15 protein-coding genes are annotated in these 21,620 nt (G+C 58.0%); 3 read left to right on the top strand and 12 right to left on the bottom strand.

Annotated elements, in window-relative coordinates; translation table 11 throughout:
• Window positions 1-7 precede the first annotated feature (7 nt).
• The 4 genes from malP to glpE all read right to left on the bottom strand — a co-directional run bounded on the left by malP (window position 8) and on the right by glpE (window position 5,031).
• Window positions 8-2,413: a maltodextrin phosphorylase gene (malP, locus tag ABUK12_RS18475; RefSeq protein ID WP_410013207.1), complete on the bottom strand. Its 2,406-nt coding sequence runs from the start codon at window positions 2,411-2,413 to the stop codon at window positions 8-10.
• A 337-nt stretch (window positions 2,414-2,750) separates the two neighbouring features.
• Window positions 2,751-3,509, bottom strand: coding sequence for a DeoR/GlpR family transcriptional regulator (locus ABUK12_RS18470; RefSeq protein WP_410013206.1), 759 nt, complete (start codon window positions 3,507-3,509; stop codon window positions 2,751-2,753).
• Between the two features lie 24 nt (window positions 3,510-3,533).
• Window positions 3,534-4,373 (bottom strand): rhomboid family intramembrane serine protease GlpG, encoded by an 840-nt coding sequence (gene glpG, locus ABUK12_RS18465; protein WP_410013205.1) that lies wholly within the window; start codon window positions 4,371-4,373, stop codon window positions 3,534-3,536.
• Window positions 4,374-4,698: 325 nt separating this feature from the next.
• A complete protein-coding gene (gene glpE / locus ABUK12_RS18460; protein WP_410016707.1) occupies window positions 4,699-5,031 on the bottom strand; it encodes a thiosulfate sulfurtransferase GlpE in 333 nt (110 codons plus the stop codon).
• A 179-nt stretch (window positions 5,032-5,210) separates the two neighbouring features.
• Between glpE and glpD the strand changes: the two genes are divergently transcribed.
• Entirely contained in the window at window positions 5,211-6,722 is a 1,512-nt protein-coding gene (gene glpD / locus ABUK12_RS18455) for a glycerol-3-phosphate dehydrogenase (protein WP_410013204.1), read from the top strand.
• Window positions 6,723-6,903: 181 nt separating this feature from the next.
• Here the strand turns inward: glpD and glgP are convergent, their stop codons facing one another.
• From glgP to asd, 6 genes are all read right to left on the bottom strand, one after another.
• A complete protein-coding gene (gene glgP, locus ABUK12_RS18450) occupies window positions 6,904-9,351 on the bottom strand; it encodes a glycogen phosphorylase (RefSeq protein WP_410013203.1) in 2,448 nt (815 codons plus the stop codon).
• Between the two features lie 26 nt (window positions 9,352-9,377).
• Window positions 9,378-10,808 carry a glycogen synthase GlgA gene (glgA, locus tag ABUK12_RS18445; RefSeq protein ID WP_410013202.1) on the bottom strand — a complete coding sequence of 477 codons (1,431 nt, stop codon included), beginning with the start codon at window positions 10,806-10,808 and terminating at the stop codon, window positions 9,378-9,380.
• 51 nt (window positions 10,809-10,859) lie between these two features.
• Window positions 10,860-12,146, bottom strand: a complete 1,287-nt coding sequence (glgC, locus tag ABUK12_RS18440; protein ID WP_410013201.1) for a glucose-1-phosphate adenylyltransferase — start codon at window positions 12,144-12,146, stop codon at window positions 10,860-10,862.
• A gap of 13 nt (window positions 12,147-12,159) precedes the next feature.
• Entirely contained in the window at window positions 12,160-14,145 is a 1,986-nt protein-coding gene (glgX, locus tag ABUK12_RS18435) for a glycogen debranching protein GlgX (RefSeq protein ID WP_410013200.1), read from the bottom strand.
• Window positions 14,145-16,328, bottom strand: coding sequence for a 1,4-alpha-glucan branching enzyme (glgB, locus tag ABUK12_RS18430; RefSeq protein WP_410013199.1), 2,184 nt, complete (start codon window positions 16,326-16,328; stop codon window positions 14,145-14,147). The genes glgX and glgB overlap by 1 nt, the downstream gene beginning before the upstream one ends.
• Before the next feature lie 465 nt (window positions 16,329-16,793).
• A complete protein-coding gene (asd, locus tag ABUK12_RS18425) occupies window positions 16,794-17,897 on the bottom strand; it encodes an aspartate-semialdehyde dehydrogenase (RefSeq protein WP_410013198.1) in 1,104 nt (367 codons plus the stop codon).
• 75 nt (window positions 17,898-17,972) lie between these two features.
• Between asd and ABUK12_RS18420 the strand changes: the two genes are divergently transcribed.
• Both ABUK12_RS18420 and ABUK12_RS18415 read left to right on the top strand, forming a co-directional pair.
• Window positions 17,973-18,110: a hypothetical protein gene (locus tag ABUK12_RS18420; RefSeq protein ID WP_410013197.1), complete on the top strand. Its 138-nt coding sequence runs from the start codon at window positions 17,973-17,975 to the stop codon at window positions 18,108-18,110.
• Window positions 18,107-18,700 (top strand): YhgN family NAAT transporter, encoded by a 594-nt coding sequence (locus ABUK12_RS18415; protein WP_410013196.1) that lies wholly within the window; start codon window positions 18,107-18,109, stop codon window positions 18,698-18,700. The genes ABUK12_RS18420 and ABUK12_RS18415 overlap by 4 nt, the downstream gene beginning before the upstream one ends.
• Window positions 18,701-18,791: 91 nt before the next feature.
• Here the strand turns inward: ABUK12_RS18415 and gntT are convergent, their stop codons facing one another.
• Both gntT and gntR read right to left on the bottom strand, forming a co-directional pair.
• The gene (gene gntT, locus ABUK12_RS18410) at window positions 18,792-20,111 is read right to left on the bottom strand and encodes a gluconate transporter (protein WP_410013195.1); all 1,320 of its coding nucleotides are present in this window, start codon (window positions 20,109-20,111) and stop codon (window positions 18,792-18,794) included.
• A gap of 285 nt (window positions 20,112-20,396) precedes the next feature.
• Window positions 20,397-21,392, bottom strand: coding sequence for a gluconate operon transcriptional repressor GntR (gntR, locus tag ABUK12_RS18405; RefSeq protein WP_410016706.1), 996 nt, complete (start codon window positions 21,390-21,392; stop codon window positions 20,397-20,399).
• Window positions 21,393-21,620 lie beyond the last annotated feature (228 nt).

Here is a 21,620-nt window from a genome sequence, read left to right as displayed (position 1 = left end):
AAACTCCTTAACGTTTTGCTTGCCAGATGCGTTGCTGATAATCGCGTATCGAACGGTCCGAACTGAAGAACCCTACCCGGGCGGTATTCAGCACCGCGCTGCGCGTCCAGTCGTCCGGACGGCGGAACAGGGCATCCACCCGCCGCTGCGCCTCGCAATACGCGGCGAAATCCGCCAGCACCAGGTAGGGATCGCCGCCCTCCTGCAGGCTGTGCAGCAGCGGTTCGAACGCATGTTTATGCTTATGGCTGAAAACACCGCTGCCCAGCTCGGTCAGCAGGCCTTTCAGCGCTTTATCCTTTTTCAGGTACTGAGCCGGTTTATACCCCCCGGCCAGCAGCGCTTTGACCTCCGGGTCGGTCAGGCCGAAGATGAATATATTCTCCTCGCCGACCTGTTCGGCAATTTCCACATTGGCGCCGTCCAGGGTGCCGATGGTCAGCGCGCCGTTAAGCGCCAGCTTCATGTTACCGGTGCCGGACGCCTCCTTGCCGGCGGTGGAAATCTGTTCCGACAGGTCCGCCGCCGGGATCATCCACTCCGCCACCGATACCCGGTAATCGGGCAGGAAGATCACTTTAAGCCGATCGTTTATCTTACGATCGTTGTTGATCTTCTCCGCCACCTGATTGATGGCATAAATAATATTCTTGGCCAGGGCATAGCCCGGCGCGGCCTTGGCGCCGAACAAAAACACGCGCGGCACGATATCAAGCGCCGGGTTATCGCGCAGCTGGCGATAAAGCGACAGGATATGCAGCAGGTTAAGATGCTGGCGTTTATATTCATGCAGCCGTTTGATTTGCACGTCGAACAGCGCTTCCGGGTTGACGGTGACATCGGTCAATTGCCTGATTTTCGCCGCCAGGTAGTGCTTATTGTCGCGCTTGATTTGCTGGAACCGCTGGCGGAACTCGGTCTGGTCCGCATAGGGTTCCAGCTCCCTGAGTTTTTCCAGCCGGGTCACCCAGCCCTTGCCGATGGTGGCGTCGATAAGCTTCGCCAGCGCGGGATTGCACGCCTTCAGCCAGCGGCGCGGCGTAATGCCGTTGGTGACATTATGGAATTTTTCCGGCCAGAGCGTGAAGTATTCCGGGAACAGGTCGGTTTTCACCAGATCGGAATGCAGGGCGGCTACGCCGTTAACCGCAAAACCGCACACCACGCACAGATTGGCCATGCGCACCTGTTTGTCATAGTTCACCGCCACCTTCGGCCATATCTCTTTATCATCCGGCCAGCGCTGCCGCACCACTTTCTTAAATTCGCGGTCTATCTGCCTGATAATGTCGAAATGGCGCGGCAGCAGGGCGCGTACCAGCTTTTCGTCCCAGCGCTCCAGCGCCTCCGGCATCAGGGTATGGTTGGTATACGCGAAAGTGCGCGAGGTAATCGCCCAGGCGTCCTGCCAGGAAAGCTGATGTTCATCAAGCAGCACGCGCAGCATTTCAGGGATGGCGATGGTGGGATGGGTATCGTTGAGCTGGATGACTTCGTAATCAGGCAAGCTCTGGATCGTCCGGCCCGCCAGATGGTGGCGGCGCAGGATATCGGCTACCGCACAGGCGCACTGGAAATATTGCTGCATCAGGCGCAGCTGTTTGCCTTCCAGGTGATTATCGTTAGGATACAGCACCTTGGTCAGCTTGGCGGCGTCGATGCCGGCCTGCTCCGCTTTCAGGAACTTACCGTCGTTAAACAGCCCCAGGTCAAAGGGATGGGGATGGGTGGCTTGCCACAGGCGCAGCGGCAGGATGATGCCGTTTTCATAGCCGACCACCGGCAGGTCCCAGGCTTCGCCGTTGAGGGTAAACGCCGGTTCCCAGTTCACGCCGCCTTGCTCATTTTTCACCAGTTTGCCGCCCAGCCCCACCCGCACCGTCAGCGCCGGGTTGTGCCTGAACCAGGGATACTGTTCCCGCTGCCAGTCATCCGGCGTTTCGCATTGCCTGCCCGCGGCAAAATGCTGGCGGAACAGGCCGTACTGATAATCCAGGCCGTAGCCGGTGGCATCTTGCCCCACCGTCGCCATGGAATCCAGGTAACAGGCCGCCAGACGCCCCAGTCCGCCGTTGCCCAGGGCCGGGTCGATCTCCTGCTCCAGCAGGTCGGTAAGCTCGATGCCGTAGCCCCCCAGCACCTTTTTCACCGTATCGTACCAGCCCAGGTTAATCAGGTTGTTGCCGGTCAAGCGGCCAATCAGGAATTCCATGGAGAGATAGTTGACGTGCCTTGGATTTTTTTGGTCCTGCTGACGCGCCGGCTGCCGGGAGATTAATTCATTCACCGCCGCGCTGACCGCGTGCCACCATTGATAGGCGGTCATTTCCTGCGCTTCCTGCAGGCCTAAACGTTGCCACTGGCGGTCCAGGGCCGATTGAAAGGCGACTTTATCAAGCTTCATTTTTGGCATAAAAGCGTCTCTATCCTGTTGATAAAAGTGGGTCAACGCCGGAAACGGGCCGACAGCCTGCGCGGACTGTCATATTCACGGGATATCTCTACCGGGCGGCCGTCGCGGGAGCGACGGACCCATGTTATAAGTTATCGTAAAACAACGGGGTTTGTTCGTTTATGATCAAAGAATAGTCAAGGGCGTTAAAAAGAGGGGCGCTGGCAAAAAATTTTAATTAATTAGCGAAAAAATAATCTACCGTGGCGCGCGGCCGGTTAAAACGACCGGCGCGCCGGGGCCGGCAAGCGGCCCGCGCCCACGATGGCGCGGCCTGGCGGAACGGGGCATCCTGCCCTCAGCACAGCTCCAGCTTAACCTCGGACTGTTCGATAATGCTCATTACGCTCGGCGGCGGCAGCTCGTCGGTAAACAGAAAATCCACCAGGGACATTTTGCCCAGGTTGACCATGGCGTTGCGGCCGAATTTGGAATGGTCGGTGACCAGCATAACGCAGCGCGAGTTGTCGATAATCGCCCGCTTGGTGCGCATTTCGTGATAATCGAACTCCAGCAGCGATCCGTCCATATCGATGCCGCTGATGCCGAGGATGCCGAAATCCAGGCGGAACTGGGAAATAAAATCCAGCGTGGCCTCGCCCATAATGCCGCCGTCGCGGGTGCGCACCTCACCGCCGGCCAGGATCAGGCGGAAATCCTCTTTGGCGGTCAGCAGCGTGGCGACATTGAGGTTATTGGTGACCACCCGCAGGTTCTTATGGTTCAGCAAGGCATGGGCCACCGCCTCGGGGGTGGTGCCGATATCGATAAACAGCGTGGCGCCGTCCGGTATCTGACTGGCTACCCGCTGGGCGATGCGCGCTTTTTCCGCCGACCACATGATCTTGCGATCCTGGTAGGCCGTATTCACCGAACTGGACGGCAACGCCGCGCCGCCATGATGACGATGAATCTTATTGTGCTCGGCCAAATCGTTCAGATCGCGCCGGATGGTTTGCGGGCTGACCGAGAAATGCTCCACCAACTCTTCGGTACTGACATAACCCTGCCGCCGTACCAATTCAATAATGGCATCATGCCGCTGCGTTTGCTTCACGTTAAATCCTCTGCTGCCTGAACCCTATCGCCGGCGACCAATCGCATGGCGCGTATCCCAGAAAGCCATTAATAATCCGATAACCAGCCCCGCCACATGGGCGGCATTAGCCACGGCAATGCCGAAAATATCGAAATAACCGGCGATAAGCCACAGCAGGGCAAACACAATGACACCGCGAGGCATCATCAGCGGGCCGTTGGGGTTTTTCTCGCCATACCACCAGACATACCCCATCAAGGCATACACCACGCCGGAAAGACCGCCGAACAGGGCGCCGCTGAAATGGGATTGCACCAGGCCGCTGACCACCGCCGAGACCAGGGTCAATATCGCCAGGGTCGTCACGCCGCGGTATTTTTCCACCGCGCTGGCGAGATACCACCACCACACTATATTGAACAATAAATGCAGTAACGAAAAATGCAACAAAATATGGCTTACCCAGCGCCATACCTGCAGGTAGCGCGACGGACCGGCGGGAAACGCCAGCCAGTACATAACGACATCATCGCCCAGGACGTTCATTAAAATAAACACCAGGACGCAGCATAACAACACGCCGAGGGTCAGCGGCCCCGCCTGGCTGCGCAGCGCCGGCAGCCAGGCGGTGCGCTGATAATGAAACTGCCCGCGCTCGGCGCTGCCCGTGCGCCAGCTGGCCGCCTGGTAACGTGGGTGCGTCGGGTCCAGCAGAAAGATTTCCAGCGCGGCCTCTACCCGGGCCAGCTCCGCGTCATCTGCAAGCCATAGCTCGGCTATCCTGCCTTGCTGCTGCATTTCAATCGTCACGCCCTGGGTTTTCATATAGTCGATAAAAGCCTGGGCAAGGCGGGCATTGGACAGGGTCGTTACACGAATCATAGCGTGGGGCGAGTCCTTTAATCATGATGTTCGGGCGCCGGCAAGACCGGCGATATCGTGCTGGCATAGCGCTGGCATAGCGCCCGCGGCGCGATAATCAGCTGATTACTATCATAACATGTTCCCTGCGGCATCCCCCATCATGGCATCAACGGCCGCAGGGTTTTTTGCTTACGGGGGAAAATGAACGGTTTTGATAAGAAGGGGAACAGTATCCGCTTGCGGGCAGGGATAATCGCGAGCGCGTCACAATCGACGCACCGGTGATTATCGCCCGCTGAAAAAAGCGGCGCCCGCGCAGGGAAACGCCGGCGCCTGGCGCGGGTCAGCCTGCCGTCGGGGTGGCGACGTCGGAGGGAAACGCTTTCTGCCAGGCATCGAAACCACCGTCTATGCTATAGGCGGCGTTAAACCCCTGTTGCAGAAGGTACTGCGCAGCGCCCTTGCTGCTGTTGCCGTGATAGCACATCACCATCACCGGACGGGTAAAGTCCGTCTGCTGCATAAACGCGCCCAGGGTTTCGTTGGTAAGGTGAACCGCCCCCGGCGCATGGCCGACGGCAAAACTCTGCGGATCGCGGATATCCACCAGAATCGCGTCGCCCTGCCGCCAGCGTTCATACGCCTGTTCCACGCTTATTGCCTCGAAGTGTTCCATCGCCTGCGTCGCCTCGCTTGTTAACGTTTTTTCCACATAGTGTAAACATAAACTGTTACCTGCGTCACGCATAGACGTTTTTTTCAGCATGGGCCTTGGCGCTGATGTTGGTTTTCGATTACAATTATGAGCGAAAACGAAAATAAAAGAACTGTAACGAGCACCTGGAGGAAGGTAACGTGGAAACCAAAGACTTGATCGTGATCGGCGGCGGCATTAACGGCGCCGGCATCGCGGCAGACGCAGCGGGGCGCGGCTTATCCGTGCTGCTGCTTGAGGCGGATGACCTGGCCTGCGCGACCTCTTCCGCCAGTTCAAAACTGATTCACGGCGGCCTGCGCTATCTCGAGCATTATGAGTTCCGCCTGGTCAGCGAAGCGCTGGCGGAACGCGAGGTGCTATTAAAGATGGCGCCGCATATCGCCTTCCCCATGCGCTTTCGTCTGCCGCACCGGCCGCATCTGCGGCCGGCCTGGATGATCCGCATCGGACTGTTTATGTACGATCATCTGGGCAAACGCACCAGCCTGCCGGCCAGTAAAGGGTTGCGTTTCGGCGCGGATTCCATCCTCAAGCCTTCCATCGTGCGCGGTTTTGAATACTCCGACTGCTGGGTGGACGATGCCCGGCTGGTGGTACTGAACGCGCAGGAGGTGGTCGCCAAGGGCGGCGAAGTGCGCACCCGCACCAAAGTAACCCGCGCCTGGCGCGAGAACGGCCTGTGGACGGTGGAAGCGCAGGATGTGATTACCGGCCAGACCCTGACCTGGCAGGCCAAGGGCCTGGCCAACGCCACCGGCCCATGGGTAAAGGAATTTATCGACGACAGCCTGAAGCTGCCCTCCCAGTATGGTATACGCTTAATCAAAGGCAGCCATATCGTGGTGCCGCGCGTGCATAACGGCCAGCACGCCTATATCCTGCAAAATGAAGACCACCGCATCGTGTTTGTCATTCCCTGGCTGGACGAGTTCTCCATCATCGGCACCACCGACGTGGAATACCACGGCGATCCGAAAGCGGTGCATATCGACGACGGCGAGACGGATTACCTGCTTAACGTCTATAACGCGCATTTCAAGAAGCCGCTCAGCCGCGCGGACATCGTCTGGTCCTATTCCGGCGTGCGTCCTCTGTGCGATGACGAGTCCGACTCGCCGCAGGCGGTGACCCGCGACTATACCCTCGCGGTCACCGACGACCACGGCAAGGCCCCGCTGCTATCGGTGTTCGGCGGCAAGCTGACCACCTACCGCAAACTGGCTGAACACGCCTTGGAAAAGCTGCATAAATATTATCCTGACGCCTACGGCGCCTGGACCAAAGGGGCGGTATTGCCGGGCGGCGATTTTAACGGCAGCCGCGACGATTATGCCGCCCAGCTGCGGCGCAAATACGCCTTCCTGACCGAAAGCCTGGCACGCCGCTACAGTCGCACCTACGGCACCCAAAGCGAGCAGATCCTGAAAGGCGCGGCCACGTTCGCCGACCTTGGCGAGCATTTCGGCCACGAATTGTACGAGGCGGAGCTGCATTACCTGGTGGAAAAAGAATGGGTGGTTACCCTTGAAGACGCCATCTGGCGCCGCACCAAACTCGGCATGTGGCTTGATGACGGCGAAAAACAGCATGTGAGCGAATGGCTGGCCCATCATGCGCGCGGCGGGAGGAAGCTGTCGCTGGCCTCCTAGGCAAGGGCGGCCGGATTCGGCCAGCGCATTTTAAGCAACAAGGCCGCGTAACGACGCGGCCTTGTTTGATCGCCCTGGAGCGCTGTTTATAGAGAAATGATCAGCGCCGCCAGGCCATAAACACGCCAGCTCCGCGTGTCCCTGTAGACGTCAATACGGTGACAGCCTGTCGCTTGCTCCGCTACAGCCGGATCGGCTTCACATGCCATATCTCATCGGCATATTCCTGGATGGTCCGGTCCGACGAGAAATAGCCCATACTGGCAATATTCATGACCGCCCGCCTTGTCCACTCCTCCGGCTGCTGATAAAGCTGGTCCACCCGATCCTGGGTATCGACATAACTGCGATAATCCGCCAGCAACTGGTAATAATCGCCGAAATTCACCAGTGTATCGAACAGATTACGGTAGCGATTGGCCTCGCCCGGACTGAATACACCGGTGGCGATCTGGGTCAGGGCCTGGTTAAGCTCCGCATCCTGCTCATAGAACTGGCGCGGGTTATAACCGTCGCGGCGCAGCGCTTCCACCTGCTCGGCGGTATTGCCGAAGATAAAGATGTTTTCCTCGCCCATGCGGCTGCTCATCTCGATATTGGCGCCGTCCAGGGTGCCGATGGTCAGCGCGCCGTTAAGCGCGAACTTCATATTACTGGTGCCGGAAGCTTCGGTGCCCGCCAGGGAGATCTGTTCCGATAAATCCGCCGCCGGGATAATCAGCTGCGCCAGGCTGACGCTATAGTTGGGAATAAATACCACCTTCAAGCGGTTCTTCACCTGCGGATCGCTGTTAATCACCGTGGCCACATCGTTAATTAAATGAATAATCTGCTTGGCCATATGATAGGCCGAGGCCGCTTTGCCGGCAAAGATATTCACCCGCGGCACCCAGTCGGCATCGGGATCCTGTTTAATCCGGTTATAGCGGGTAATAATGTGCAGCACATTCATCAACTGGCGCTTATATTCATGGATACGCTTGATTTGCACATCAAATAACGCCGCCGGGTCGGCCACCACATTAAGCTCTTTGGCCATATAGAGAGCCAGCGCCTTTTTATTTTCCAGCTTGGCCTTTTGCACATCCTGGATAAACGCCGGGAAATCGATATGGGATTTGATTTCCTCCAGCTGGCTTAAATCGGTACGCCACATCTGGCCGATGGCGTCGTCCAGCACCGCCGACAGCGGCCGGTTCGCCAGCGCCAGCCAGCGGCGTGGCGTGACGCCGTTGGTTTTATTGCAAAACTTGTCGGGATAGATGCGCGCGAAATCGGCAAACAGCGATTGCACCATCAGGTCCGAATGCAGTTCCGATACCCCGTTGACCTTATGGCTGGCAATCACCGCCAGCCAGGCCATGCGTATCATCCGCCCGTCATGTTCATCAACGATCGACACGCGTGACAGCAGGGCGCTGTCGCCGGGAAACTGTTCCTGTACGCCGGTTAAAAAATGATCGTTGATTTCAAAGATAATCTGCAGCTGGCGCGGCAGGATCTTGCCCAGCATGTCCACCGGCCACCTTTCCAGCGCTTCGCTCATCAGGGTATGGTTGGTATAGGAGAATACCTTGCCCACCACGTCCCATGCCTGCTGCCAGGTAAATTTATGTTCGTCGATCAAAAGCCGCATCAGCTCGGGAATCGACAGCACCGGGTGGGTATCGTTGAGATGCACCGCGATTTTATCCGCCAGGTTGTCGAAGGTCTGATGCATCATCCAGTGACGGGTGAGAATATCCTGCATGGTGGCGGAGACTAAAAAGTATTCCTGGCGCAGGCGCAATTCGCGGCCTGAATAGGTGGAATCATCCGGATAGAGCACCCGGGAAACGTTTTCAGAATAGTTTTTATCTTCCACGGCGGCGAAATAATCGCCCTGGTTGAATTTGCCCAGGTTGATTTCATTGCTGGCCTGGGCGCTCCACAGCCTTAAGGTGTTGGTGGCGTCGGTATCAAAGCCGGGAATAATCTGGTCATAGGCGCAGGCCAGCACTTCCTCGGTCTCCACCCAGCGGGTTTTCGCCCCCTCCTGCTGCACGCGGCCGCCGAAGCGGACCTTATAGCGGGTGGAGTGGCGGGGAAACTCCCAGGGATTGCCGTATTCAAGCCAGTAATCCGGCGATTCCGCCTGCTGCCCGTTGATAATATTCTGCTTGAACATACCGTATTCATAACGAATGCCGTAACCCCGTCCCGGCAGCGCCAGCGTCGCCATGGAATCGAGGAAACAGGCCGCCAGCCTCCCCAGCCCGCCGTTGCCTAACCCCGGGTCGTTCTCTTCCTCCAGCAGATCGTCCAGCTCGAACCCCATATCCTCCAAGGCGGCCTTGGTATCGTCGTAAATCCCCATCGCCAGCAGCGCGTTGGACAAGGTCCGGCCGAGCAGAAACTCCATCGACAGGTAATAGACCTGGCGCACGTCCTGCGACAGTTGGGCGCGATTGGAGCGCAACCACCGCTCCACCATACGATCCCGTACCGCCAGCAGCGTGGCGTTCAGCCACTCATGCTTATTGGCGGCGGAAGGATCTTTACCGATGGTAAACATCAGCTTATAGGCAATCGAATGTTTCAGCGCTTCCACGCTGAGGGTGGGTGAAGCATAAATAAACGGAGAGTTCATGGCATTCATTCCCAATCAGTGAATATCTACAAGCGTTGATAAAGAGACTGATAAGCCCGGGCGGCGACATGCCAACTGAAATCTAAACCCATCGCCTGACGCTGGACATAACGCCACAGGGCAGGCCTTGACCATAACACAAAAGCGCGGCGGATAGCCCGTTGCAACGCGCTGGCGGTGGCATCTTCGAAAACAAAACCGCTGGCGATGCCGTCGGAGAGGTTCTCAAGCGAGCTGTCGGTCACCGTGTCCGCCAGCCCGCCGGTGCGCCGTACCAGCGGCAGGGTACCGTATTTCAGGCCGTAGAGCTGCGTCAGGCCGCAGGGCTCGAACCGGCTCGGCACCATAATCACGTCCGCGCCGCCGATAATGCGGTGGGAAAACGCCTCGTGATACCCTAACTGTACCCCCACCTGGCTGGGATATTCCGCCGCCGCCGCCAGGAACCCCTGCTGCAGGTTGGCGTCGCCGGCGCCGAGCAGCGTCAGCTGGCCGCCCTGCTCCAGCAGGTCCGGCAGGACTTCCAGCACCAGATCCAGCCCCTTTTGGCTGGTCAGGCGGCTGACCACGGCAAACAGCGGGACCTTTTCGTCCACCGTCAGGCCCATGGCGGTCTGCAGATGGCGCTTATTGTTGACTTTCGCCTCCAGCACATCGCGGTTATAGCGCGTGGACAGCATGGCGTCATGGGTCGGATTCCAGATGGCATCGTCCACCCCGTTGAGGATGCCGGTCAGCCGCCCCTGGGACTGCAGCGACGCCAATAGCCCTTCCATACCGTAGCCGTAGGCCGGCTGGGTGATTTCCCGGGCGTAGGTAGGGCTGACGGTGGTGACGTGATCGGCATAGAACAGCCCGGCCTTCAGATAGGAGATCTGGCCGAAAAACTCCATGCCGTAGGTGTGGAAAAACTCATCCGGCAGGCCCAACTCCGGCAGGTGTCGGGCGTTGAACAATCCCTGGTAAGCCAGGTTATGCACCGTAAACACCGATTTCGCCGGTCGTCCCTTGGCCGCCAGGTAAGCACAGGTCAGGCCGGCGTGCCAGTCATGGGCCTGGATGATATCCGGTTGCCAGGCCCGGTCCAGTCCGCTGGCCATTTCGGCGCCGACCCAGCCCAATAGCGCAAACCGCAGATAGTTATCCATATAGGCATACTGATCCTGGTCATGGTAAGGGCTGCCGGGGCGATCGTAAAGATCGGGGGCATCGATAAGATAGATGCCGACGCCGTTGAAACGGCCATATAACAGTTTGACGCGGCGTGAAAACGCGTCGAATTCATTGACCACGCGGGTATCCGGGATACCTTTGCGCAAATCCGGAAACGCCGGCAATAAAACCCGCACGTCATCCCCTTCCACAATCTGAGCCGCGGGTAATGCCCCGACCACATCTGCCAGTCCCCCGGTTTTCAGTAGGGGAAACAGTTCAGAACACACATGTAAAACCTGCATTATCGCTCCTGTTAAGGCCTATTATTTTTTGACTGATGGCTACAGATCTTCCTAATTAACGTTGGCCAGCATCTTACGTGTTACCAGCACGATTCCTTCCTCAGAGCGATAGAATCGTCGTTCATCGTCCGCGGCGTTTTCACCGATCACCATGCCTTCCGGTATTTCGCAGGCACGATCGATAATGCACCGCCGCAATCGGCAAGAGCGTCCCACGATCACATCCGGTAAAATTACCGCGCCGTCCAGCGTGCAAAACGAATTAACGCGCACGCGGGGAAACAGTACCGAGTGCGTGACATGCGCACCGGAAAGGATGCAACCGCCGGAAACCAGTGAGTTCAGGGTCACGCCGTGGTTACCGGCGCGATCCTGAACAAATTTGGCCGGCGGCAGCGGTTCCATATGCGTGCGTATCGGCCAGTTTTGATCGTACATATCCAGTTCCGGGGTTACCGAAGCCAGATCCAGATTCGCCCGCCAGTAAGCGTCCAGCGTGCCCACGTCACGCCAGTAGGGCGGGGTTTGGTCATCGTCGGCGGAAGAGACGCACGACAGGGTGAACGGATGCGCCCAGGCTTCGCCCAGGGCGGTGATTTTCGGGATAATGTCCTTGCCGAAATCATGATTGGAGCCTTCGGTGCGCATATCCTCTTCCAGCAGGGCAAAGAGATAATCGGCATCAAAGACGTAAATACCCATGCTGGCCAGCGCCAGATCCGGGAAACCGGGCATGGCCGGCGGTTCCGGCGGTTTTTCGACAAAGTCCAGCACCCGGTATTCATCATCGACCGCCATAACGCCGAAGTCCCTGCCCTCCATGCGGGGCACAGGCAGGCAGGCCACGGTGCATTTGGCGCCTTTTTCCACATGATCGATAAGCAGGCGGGAGTAATCCATTTTATAGATATGATCACCCGCCAGGATGACGATGTATTTGGCGCGGTAGCGGCGGATGATATCCAGGTTTTGCGATACCGCGTCCGCCGTGCCGCGATACCAGTGTTCGGTGGCAAAACGCTGCTGCGCCGGCAGCAGATCGACAAATTCGTTCATCTCCTCGTTGAGGAAAGACCAGCCGCGCTGGATATGCTGCACCAGGGTATGCGACTGGTACTGGGTTATCACGCCTATCCGGCGGATACCGGAGTTCAGGCAGTTGGAGAGCGCAAAATCAATAATACGGAACTTACCGCCGAAATGAACCGCGGGCTTGGCACGCTTGGCCGTCAAATCTTTTAACCGCGAACCGCGTCCGCCCGCCAGGATCAGCGCGACGCTTTGGATCGGCAATTGTCTGGCCAGCATCACCGGGTCACTACCTTCATACCTAACCATCGCCGACTCCTTATTATTGTTTTACCAGCACATTAACCGTCCGGGCCGCCAGCGGTAAGCGGCGCTCCGGATCCGGTTGCCCTGGGCGCTGAAACGGTGCCGCCAGCGCCCATGTCCCTTCAGGTAAGGTCATTTCGCAGGCTTTTGTAGTGGCATTGATCACAAACAGGTAATCTCGTGACAGACGGATCTGCAATCGATGTTCTCCCCGCTCCCACTCCCCGGCGCTCAGCGCCTCGCCATGCTCGTTCAGCCATTCGACCGTTTGCGGGTCGCTTTCACGCCACCAGCGGTTCTGCATCAGGGCGGGAATACGCCGGCGCAGGCTGATAAGGTCGGCGGTATAACCTATCAGGCCGGCATCCGCGCGCGGCCAGTCCAGCCAGGTCAGTTCATTATCCTGGCAATAGGCGTTATTGTTGCCCTGCTGGCTATGGCCGAACTCGTCCCCCGCCAGCAGCATCGGCGTGCCCTGCGACAGCAGCAGCGTCGCCAGCAGCGCCTGCTGGCTGCGGCGGCGGCGTTCCCGGATATCCTGTCCGGCGTCGGGGCCCTCGACGCCGTGGTTGTCGCTAAGGTTATCCCAGGCGCCGTCGCGGTTATCCTCGCCGTTGGCCTGGTTGTGTTTTTCGCTGAAGCTGACCAGGTCCTGCAGGGTAAAGCCATCATGGGCGGTCAGCATATTGACCGTGGCGCAGGGTAAGCGCCCGGTCGTGTTGAACAGGTCGCTGGACGCGGCAAAACGGCGGGCAAAATCTCCCGGCGCCAGGTCGCCGCGCAGCCAGAAGCGGCGCATATCGTCGCGAAAACGGTCGTTCCATTCCGCGAACGGCGGCGGGAAAGCGCCGACCTGATAACCGCCGGGGCCGATATCCCAAGGTTCGGCGATCAGTTTGCAGCCGTTAAGCGCCGGATGCTCCTGCAGCGCGGCGAATAGCCGCGCGCTGGCGCTGAATTCCGGCGTGCGCCCCAGCACCGTGCCTAAATCAAAACGAAAGCCGTCGACATGGCACGTCTCGCGCCAGAAGCGCAGGCAGTCCAGCACCCAGGCGGTAACATCGGGATTATCGAGGCGCAGCGTATTGCCGCAGCCGGTCCAGTTTTGATAATCCCCGCGATCGTCCAGCCAATACCAGCCGGGGTTGTCGATGCCGCGCAGCGACAGCACGGGACCGGTCAAATCCAGCTCGGCGCTGTGGTTGAACACCACGTCGAGGATGACCTCGATACCGGCCTGGTGCAGGGCGCGCACCATGGCGCGAAACTCGTCCAGCGCCGACAGATCCTGATGGCCGCAGGCATAGCCCGGCTCGACCGCATAGGGCGCCAGCACGTTGTATCCCCAGTAATTGCGCAGCCCCAGGCGTTGCAAACGCGGTTCGTCCACGTGCTGCTGCACCGGCAGCAGCTCGACTGCGGTAATGCCCAGTTGCCGCAAATACCCCGTCATCAGCGGATGGGCCAGGCCGGCATAAGTGCCGCGCAGCCCCTGCGGGATCCCGGGATGCAGCCGGGTCAGTCCGCGCACATGGGCTTCATAAATTACCGTCTCGCCCCAGGGCGTCGCGGGCGGCGTATCGTCACGCCAATCATAGCGCTCATCCACCACCACGCTTTTCGGCGCCGCCGCGGCGCTGTCGGCCCCGTCCGGCGTGTCGCCCGGGTCATACAGCGACGGATGGTCGCCGACCGCGCCGTCAAGCGCGCGGGCGCAGGGATCGATCAACAGCTTGGCCGGATTAAAGCGCAGTCCCTTTCGCGGCTCAAACGGGCCCTGTACCCGATAGCCATAACGCTGGCCGGGGCCGGCGCCCGGCAGGTAGCCGTGCCAGATATTCCCGCTGCGCGCCGTCAATGCGATTTGCCGTTCATCGCCTTTGTCGTCGAACAGGCACAACAGCACGCGCTCGGCATGGGCCGAATACAGGCTGAAGTTGACGCCTTTGCCGTCAAATCGGGCTCCCATGGGGCTGGCTGAACCTGCGGACAGCGTCTCCATTAATTCTCCCGTACCAGGAAAATCGTCGCCAGCGGTGGTACGGTCAGTAGCAGCGAATGCTCCCGGTGATGACTGGAAACAGGTTCGCTGTACAGCTCGCCGCTATTGCCCATATTGCTGCCGTTATAATAATGGGAGTCGGTATTCAGCACCTCGCGCCAACGTCCGGGGGACGGGATGCCGATGCGATAGCCGGGGCGCGGCACCGGGGTAAAGTTGCTGACCACGATCATTTCGCCGCCGCTGGCGTCGCGGCGCAGAAAAGCGAATACCGAGTTTTCGCTGTCGTCCGCCACCAGCCATTCAAAACCGTTATAGCGATAATCCACTTCATACAACGGCGCATGGGTGCGATAGCACTGGTTTAAGTCGCGCACCAGCCGCTGCACGCCGCTGTGCATGCCGTCCGGGTCGTCCAGCAGGTGCCAGTCGAGACTCATGTCGTGGTTCCATTCACGCAGTTGCGCGAACTCGTTGCCCATAAACAGCAGTTTTTTACCGGGGTGTCCCCACATAAAGCCGTAGTAGGCGCGCACATTGGCGAATTTTTGCCACATATCGCCGGGCATGCGGTTCAGGATGGAGTGTTTGCCGTGCACGACTTCATCATGGGACAGCGGCAGCACGAAGTTTTCGCTGTAGGCGTATACCATGCTGAATGTCATCTGGTGATGATGGTATTTGCGGTGAACCGGATCGAGCTGCATATATTTCAGCGTGTCGTTCATCCAGCCCATATTCCATTTGTAATGGAAACCGAGGCCGCCGTTTTCCGGCGGCGCGGTCACGCCGGAAAATGAGGTGGATTCCTCGGCCACGGTAATGGCGCCGTCGCGCTGGGTGCCCACGGTATGGTTGGTATAGCGCAGGAAGGCTATCGCCTCGAGGTTCTCGTTGCCGCCATAATGGTTAGGCACCCATTGCCCCGCAGGACGGCTGTAGTCGCGATAGATCATCGAGGCCACCGCATCGACGCGTAAACCGTCGATACCGTATCTTTCCAGCCAAAATAGCGCATTGCCCGCCAGGAAGTTGCGTACTTCGTTGCGGCCGTAGTTGTAGATCAGCGTATTCCAGTCCTGGTGCAGCCCCTCGCGCGGGTCGGCGTACTCATACAGCGACGTGCCGTCGAATTTCGCCAGGCCGAACTCGTCGCCGGGGAAATGGCCGGGCACCCAATCGAGCAACACGTTGATGCCCGCCCGGTGGGCGGCGTCAATCAGTACCCGGAAATCCTCGGGGGTGCCGAACCGGCGGGTGGGCGCATAGATGCCGAGCGGCTGGTAGCCCCAGCTGCCGTCAAAAGGGTGCTCGTTAATCGGCAGCAGTTCGATGTGGGTAAACCCCATATACTTGACGTAATCGACCAGTTGCTCCGCCAGTTCCAGGTAACTGAGCCAGAAATTATTGTCGGCGTGGCGCCGCCAGGATCCCAAATGCACTTCATAAATGGCAATCGGCTGGTTGAACGTATTGGCCGCGCTCCTGGCCGCGTCCGGCGTCACCACCGGCGGCAATCCCCGGGTCAGGGACGCGGTTTCCGGGCGCATTTGCGCCTCGAAGGCGTACGGGTCGGCTTTCAGGCGCGTTTGTCCGTGACAGTCGATGATTTCGTATTTATACAGTTGGCCGACGGTGACGGAGGGCAGGAACAGTTCCCAAATGCCGTTTTCGCGCCGCTGGCGCATAGGATGCCGGCGGCCGTCCCAATAATTAAACTCGCCCACCACCGATACCCGCTGGGCATTGGGCGCCCAGACGGCAAAACGCATGCCCGCCACCCCGTCCAGCTCGTCCGGGTGGGCGCCGAGACGTTCATAAGGACGTAAATGGGTGCCTTCCGCCAGTAGCCAGCTGTCGATATCCTGCAAGAGCGGTCCGAAACGGTACGGGTCCTCAATGATATAAGTATGCTCATGCCAGGTGACGGCCAATTGATAGGTAAAAGGTTTTTTACGCCGGCCTAATTGCGCCATAAACAAACCGCGGTCGTCTTCACAGGTTAATTCTGTGATCTTGCGCCCATTTTTTTTATCAATAAGCGTTACCGCGCTGGCATCCGGTAATAACGCGCGCACCACCAGCCCTTCGCTGGTCTGATGCATGCCTAATAATGAAAACGGATCGGCATACCGGCCGGAAACCAAAGCTGTAATGACCTCATGGTCGGGAAATCCTGACATGGTGTTATTCCTTTCATTACTCCATGAAATAAAACAATATTTCCAAAAAATTATCCGATGCTTACACCACCCCCATGGTTTCCCTAAGGCACGGGCGCCCGCGACGGCGGGACCGGCGCGGGTGCATAAAACGGTGCAGAGATTCGGGGTAGTATTGATTACATCTTATGCGCAATCATAGATCTCACAATAATAAGCATAGACAAAGGTTTAAAAGAAAGAATAACCTTAGCTGATGAAAATTTTAATTATCTAATAAGCTATTGAAATACTTTGAGTTAGAAAAAAAGATTCTTATATTAATCAGAGAAATATGAAATAGTGTCTTTGCACAAAAGTTAAAAAAGTGAAATTTTGTCGCTCACTTATTTTTAACTTCGCTCAAGCGGCGCAAGGAAATAGGGGAGGCAATCGCGGCCCATCCGTCGCGAAACGGACGGGCTTTGTCGGCAGGGTCGTATCAGGTCAGGCCAGTAAGCGCAGCATGCGCCGCAATGGTTCCGCCGCACCCCATAACAATTGATCGCCCACGGTAAACGCCGACAGATATTCCGGCCCCATGTTCAGTTTACGCAACCGCCCGACCGGCGTTTTCAGGGTGCCGGTGACGGCGGCCGGCGTTAATTCCCGCATCGACAGCTCGCGATCGTTGGGCACCACATGCACCCAGTCATTATGGGTGGCAAGGATTTGCTCGATTTCCGGCAGGCCGACATCGCGTTTAAGCTTAATGGTAAACGCCTGGCTGTGGCAGCGCAGCGCGCCGACGCGCACGCACAGGCCATCCACCGGAATGACCCGGCGGGTATTGAGGATCTTATTGGTTTCGGCCTGGCCCTTCCACTCTTCACGGCTCTGGCCGTTGTCCAGCTGTTTGTCGATCCAGGGGATCAGGCTGCCGGCCAGCGGCACGCCGAAGTTATCGACAGGCAGGGTGCCGCTGCGGGTTAGCGTCGTCACTTTACGCTCGATATCCAGAATGGCCGAGGCCGGATCCTGCAACTCTTTCGCCACTTCATTATACAACTGGCCCATTTGCGCCAGCAGCTCGCGCATATGGCGCGCCCCGCCGCCGGAAGCGGCCTGGTAGGTGGCGACGGACACCCAGTCCACCAAATCCTGGGCGAACAGGCCGCCAAGCGACATCAACATCAGACTGACGGTGCAGTTGCCGCCGACAAAGGCCTTGACGCCGTCGTTCAGGCCCTGCTGGATCACCGCCTGGTTTACCGGGTCGAGAATGATAATGGCGTCATCCTGCATACGCAGCGAGGACGCCGCGTCGATCCAGTATCCCTGCCAGCCGATTTCCTTAAGCTTAGGGTAGATTTCGTTGGTATAATCGCCGCCCTGGCAGGTGACGATAATATCCAGGGCGCTCAGGGCGTCCAGGGAATAGGCATCCTGCAACGTCCCTTGCTGCCCGCCGAATACCGGCGCGGCCTGGCCTGGCTGGGAAGTTGAGAAGAATACCGGACGGATGGCGTCAAAATCGCGTTCTTCATTCATGCGTTGCATGAGCACCGAACCGACCATACCGCGCCAGCCAATAAAACCAACGTTTTTCATGTTAACTGTCCTGCCTTGGAGGGTGACAAAGGATATTCTGGCGTCAGCCGCGGCAAAAAACACGCCGGCTATACAATGACCACCTTACAAAATGTGGCCGAACAGCTGCAAGCGAAATTAATCGATAAGGAAAAGTTTTTCAGCAGTGACGCTAATAATCATCCCGGCTGGAGGAGTCAGGGGAAAAAACGGAAAAAAAAGAGGCAAAAATGACTGAAATGATTTCGGCAACCGTATTGCTGTTTTTAATAATGGATCCGCTGGGCAATTTACCGATTTTTATGTCGGTATTAAAACACCTTGAACCGAAACGGCGCCGCGCGATCGTGATCCGCGAGCTGTTAATCGCATTATTGCTGATGCTGCTGTTTTTGTTTGCCGGTGAAAAGATCCTCTCTTTTCTTAACCTGCGTTCGGAAACCGTGTCTATCTCCGGCGGCATCATTATGTTCCTGATTGCCATTAAAATGATTTTCCCGTCGCAAGAGGGCAACAGCAGCGGATTGCCGGCCGGCGAAGAGCCGTTCCTGGTGCCGCTGGCCATTCCGCTGGTGGCCGGGCCCTCGATTCTGGCCACCCTGATGCTGTTATCCCACCAGTATCCGCACCAGATTAATCATCTGGTGGTGGCATTGCTGATAGCCTGGGGCATGTCGGTGTTTATCCTGATGCAATCGTCGCTGTTTATACGGCTGCTGGGCGACAAAGGCGTCAACGCATTGGAAAGATTGATGGGGCTGCTGCTGGTGATGCTGTCCACGCAAATGTTCCTGGACGGCGTGCGGGTCTATTTGCGCAGTTGACGACGTGGCCGCCGGCATAAAAACAGGGGCGCGTGATGCGCCCCTGCGATTGCTGATATCCCCCGCAGCGGCATGCCGCGGGCGGTATGGGTTAAGAAATGGCCATATTCATCAGCAGGCAACCTATCAGGCCGCAGACCGAAATAATGGTTTCCAGCGCCGACCAGGATTTGATGGTTTCCAGAATGGTCAGGTTGAAATATTCCTTGAACAGCCAGAAGCCCGGATCGTTGACGTGGGAGAAAATGACGCTGCCGGACCCGACGGCGATGACCATCAGTTCGGGGCTGGCGCCGGTGGTGGCGATCAGCGGCGCGGCGATGCCGCCGGCGGTGATGGCGGCGACCGTGGCCGAGCCGAGGGCGACACGCAGTACGGCGGCGATGCTCCAGGCCAGCAGTAACGGCGAAATGGTGCTGCCTTCCATCAGCGAGGCAATATAAGTACCGACGCCGCTATCCACCAGAACCTGCTTGAATGCGCCGCCACCGCCGATAATCAGCAGGATCATGGCGATAATCTTGATGGAATCGCTGATGGTGTCCATAACCTGCTGCACGCTGCGGCCACGGTTGATGCCGAAGGTGAAGATGGCGATAAGCACCGAAATCAGGGTTGCCATGATCGGATCGCCAAAGAATTCGGCGTAAGGCAGGATGGGATGCCCGGCGGGCAGCACCATCTCAGCCACGGCGCGCAGCGCCATCAGCACCACGGGGACCAGCGCGGTCCAGACGCTGACCGCGAAGCTCGGCATTTCCTGTTCGGTAAAGATTTTCGGATTGTACAGACCTTCAGGCACCGGCTTATCGATCCCTTTCAGGAACCGGCTGTAGACCGGCCCGGCCAGGATCACCGTGGGCACCGCCAGAATGGCGCCGTACAGCAGGGTCTTGCCCATATCCGCATGGAAAATGGTGGCGATGGCGGTCGGCCCCGGATGCGGCGGCAGGAAACCATGGGTTACCGATAGCGCGGCCGCCATCGGTACGCCGACATACAGCAGCGGAATGCGCGCCGTCGCGGCCAGGCTGAACACCAGCGGCAGCATCAGGACAAAGCCTATCTCATAAAACAGGGCAAAACCCACGGTAAAACCGGTGACCACCACGGCCCACTGGATATTCTGCTTGCCGAATTTATCGATAAGGGTAGTGGCGATACGCTGCGCGCCGCCACAATCCGCCAGCAGCTTACCCAGCATGGCGCCAAAACCGATAATCAGCGCCAGGCTGCCCAAGGTGCCGCCGACACCGTTCTTGATGGATACCAATACCTTGCTGACCGGCATTCCCTCAAGCACGCCGACAATCAGCGCCACCAGAATTAAAGCGATAAAACCATTCAGTTTAAAACGAATCATCAGCAACAGCAGCAACGCCACGCCGATAGCAACGATAAAGAGCGGCATAAAAAGTCCTCAATGGCTTTTTTCCCGGCAAGGATTTGGAATACCTTGCCTTCGAGTAGTTATGCATTTGGGTTAGTGATGTGCAAGTCGGGGATATTCCCCGGCCAACCGTAAGAGCATAGTGTGTATCGTGATGTTACCGGTATCATGATACGGGTAACATCACGATAAGGAATCCACCTGCGGAACTAAATTAACGTTTTGGGAGGTAGATCATAATTATGATGAGATAAAATGACGTAACGATGAACTTCACGGCGCGTGGGGAGACGTTAAGGCGGAAATTCAGATGCTGTCACCTGGCAATAAGGTAAAACCGACGTCCGTTTTTAGCGGATCAACCGTTTCGCCACGCAGGCGGGCCAGGAGTTTTTCGGCGCTCAGGCGGCCCATTTCCTCACGGGGCGTGAGCACGCTGGCGAGCCGCGGCTGCATCGCCTGGCCGACATCGTGACCGTGGAAGCCGGCGATAGCCATATCCTCGGGGATACGCAGCCCCTGGCGCTGGCATTCAAATACCGCGCCGATGGCCAGGTCATCGTTGGTGCAAACGATACTGTCCATGACGGGATATTCACGCTGGGCCTGGCGTAACAGCTCGGCGCCGGTGGAGTAAGAGGACGATTCGGTAATCATGACGCTGTGGGCCCGTAGTCCCTGCTCCGCCATCGCCTGCTCATAACCCCGCTGCTTAATGATGGTGCGCTCATCGAGGCGTGCGCCGAAATACACCACATGCCGGTGCCCGCGCGCAATGATATGCAGGGTCATTTGCCGCGCCGCCTCGAAGTTGTCGAAGCCCACCGCGATATCCAGGCAAGGGGAAACGCTGTCCATGATTTCCACCACCGGGATGCCGGCCACTTCGATCATCTTCAGGGTGCGCGGCGTGTGGGTGCGCTCGGCTAAGATCAGGCCGTCGATGTTATAGCTCAGCAGCGAGGTCAGGCGTAATTCTTCGGTTTCGGGCTGGTAGCCGTAGTGGGCCAGCATGGTCTGGTAGCCGTGGGCGTCGGTGACCGTTTCGATGCCGCGCAGCACTTCGGCGAATACCTGGTTGGTCAGGGAAGGCAGCAGCACGCCGATAGCCCGGCTGGTGGCATTGGAAAGGATATCCGGCGCCCGGTTGGGAATGTAACCCAATTCATCCAGGGAATGGGCTATTTTCAGCTGCAATGCCTCCGATACCAGCGCCGGATTGCGCAAATAGCGGCTGACCGTCATTTTAGTGACGCCGACTTTATCGGCAACGTCCTGAAGTCCCGGTCTTTTTTTCTTGATTGGCGACATGACAGCTCCTACCTGGAATGGACGGAGTTTAGCAAAAAAAAGACGCGGCGAGTATGTTTATCCGGCGGCGCAGTCCCCAGGCATAAAAAAGCGGGCCGTGGCCCGCTTCAGACTGCTGACAAACTCGCCCATAAGCGTGAAGCGGGTATGTTGGGCATGGAGAGTAACGCGTAGCGCGCCAGGGATGGCGCGCCCGAGCCTACATGGACGTATTTACGG

This window comes from Sodalis sp. C49 (assembly GCF_046352915.1).
Lineage (GTDB): Bacteria > Pseudomonadota > Gammaproteobacteria > Enterobacterales > Enterobacteriaceae > Acerihabitans.
Note: the sequence above shows the minus strand (reverse complement) of the source record. Positions and strands in the feature narration are given on the sequence as shown.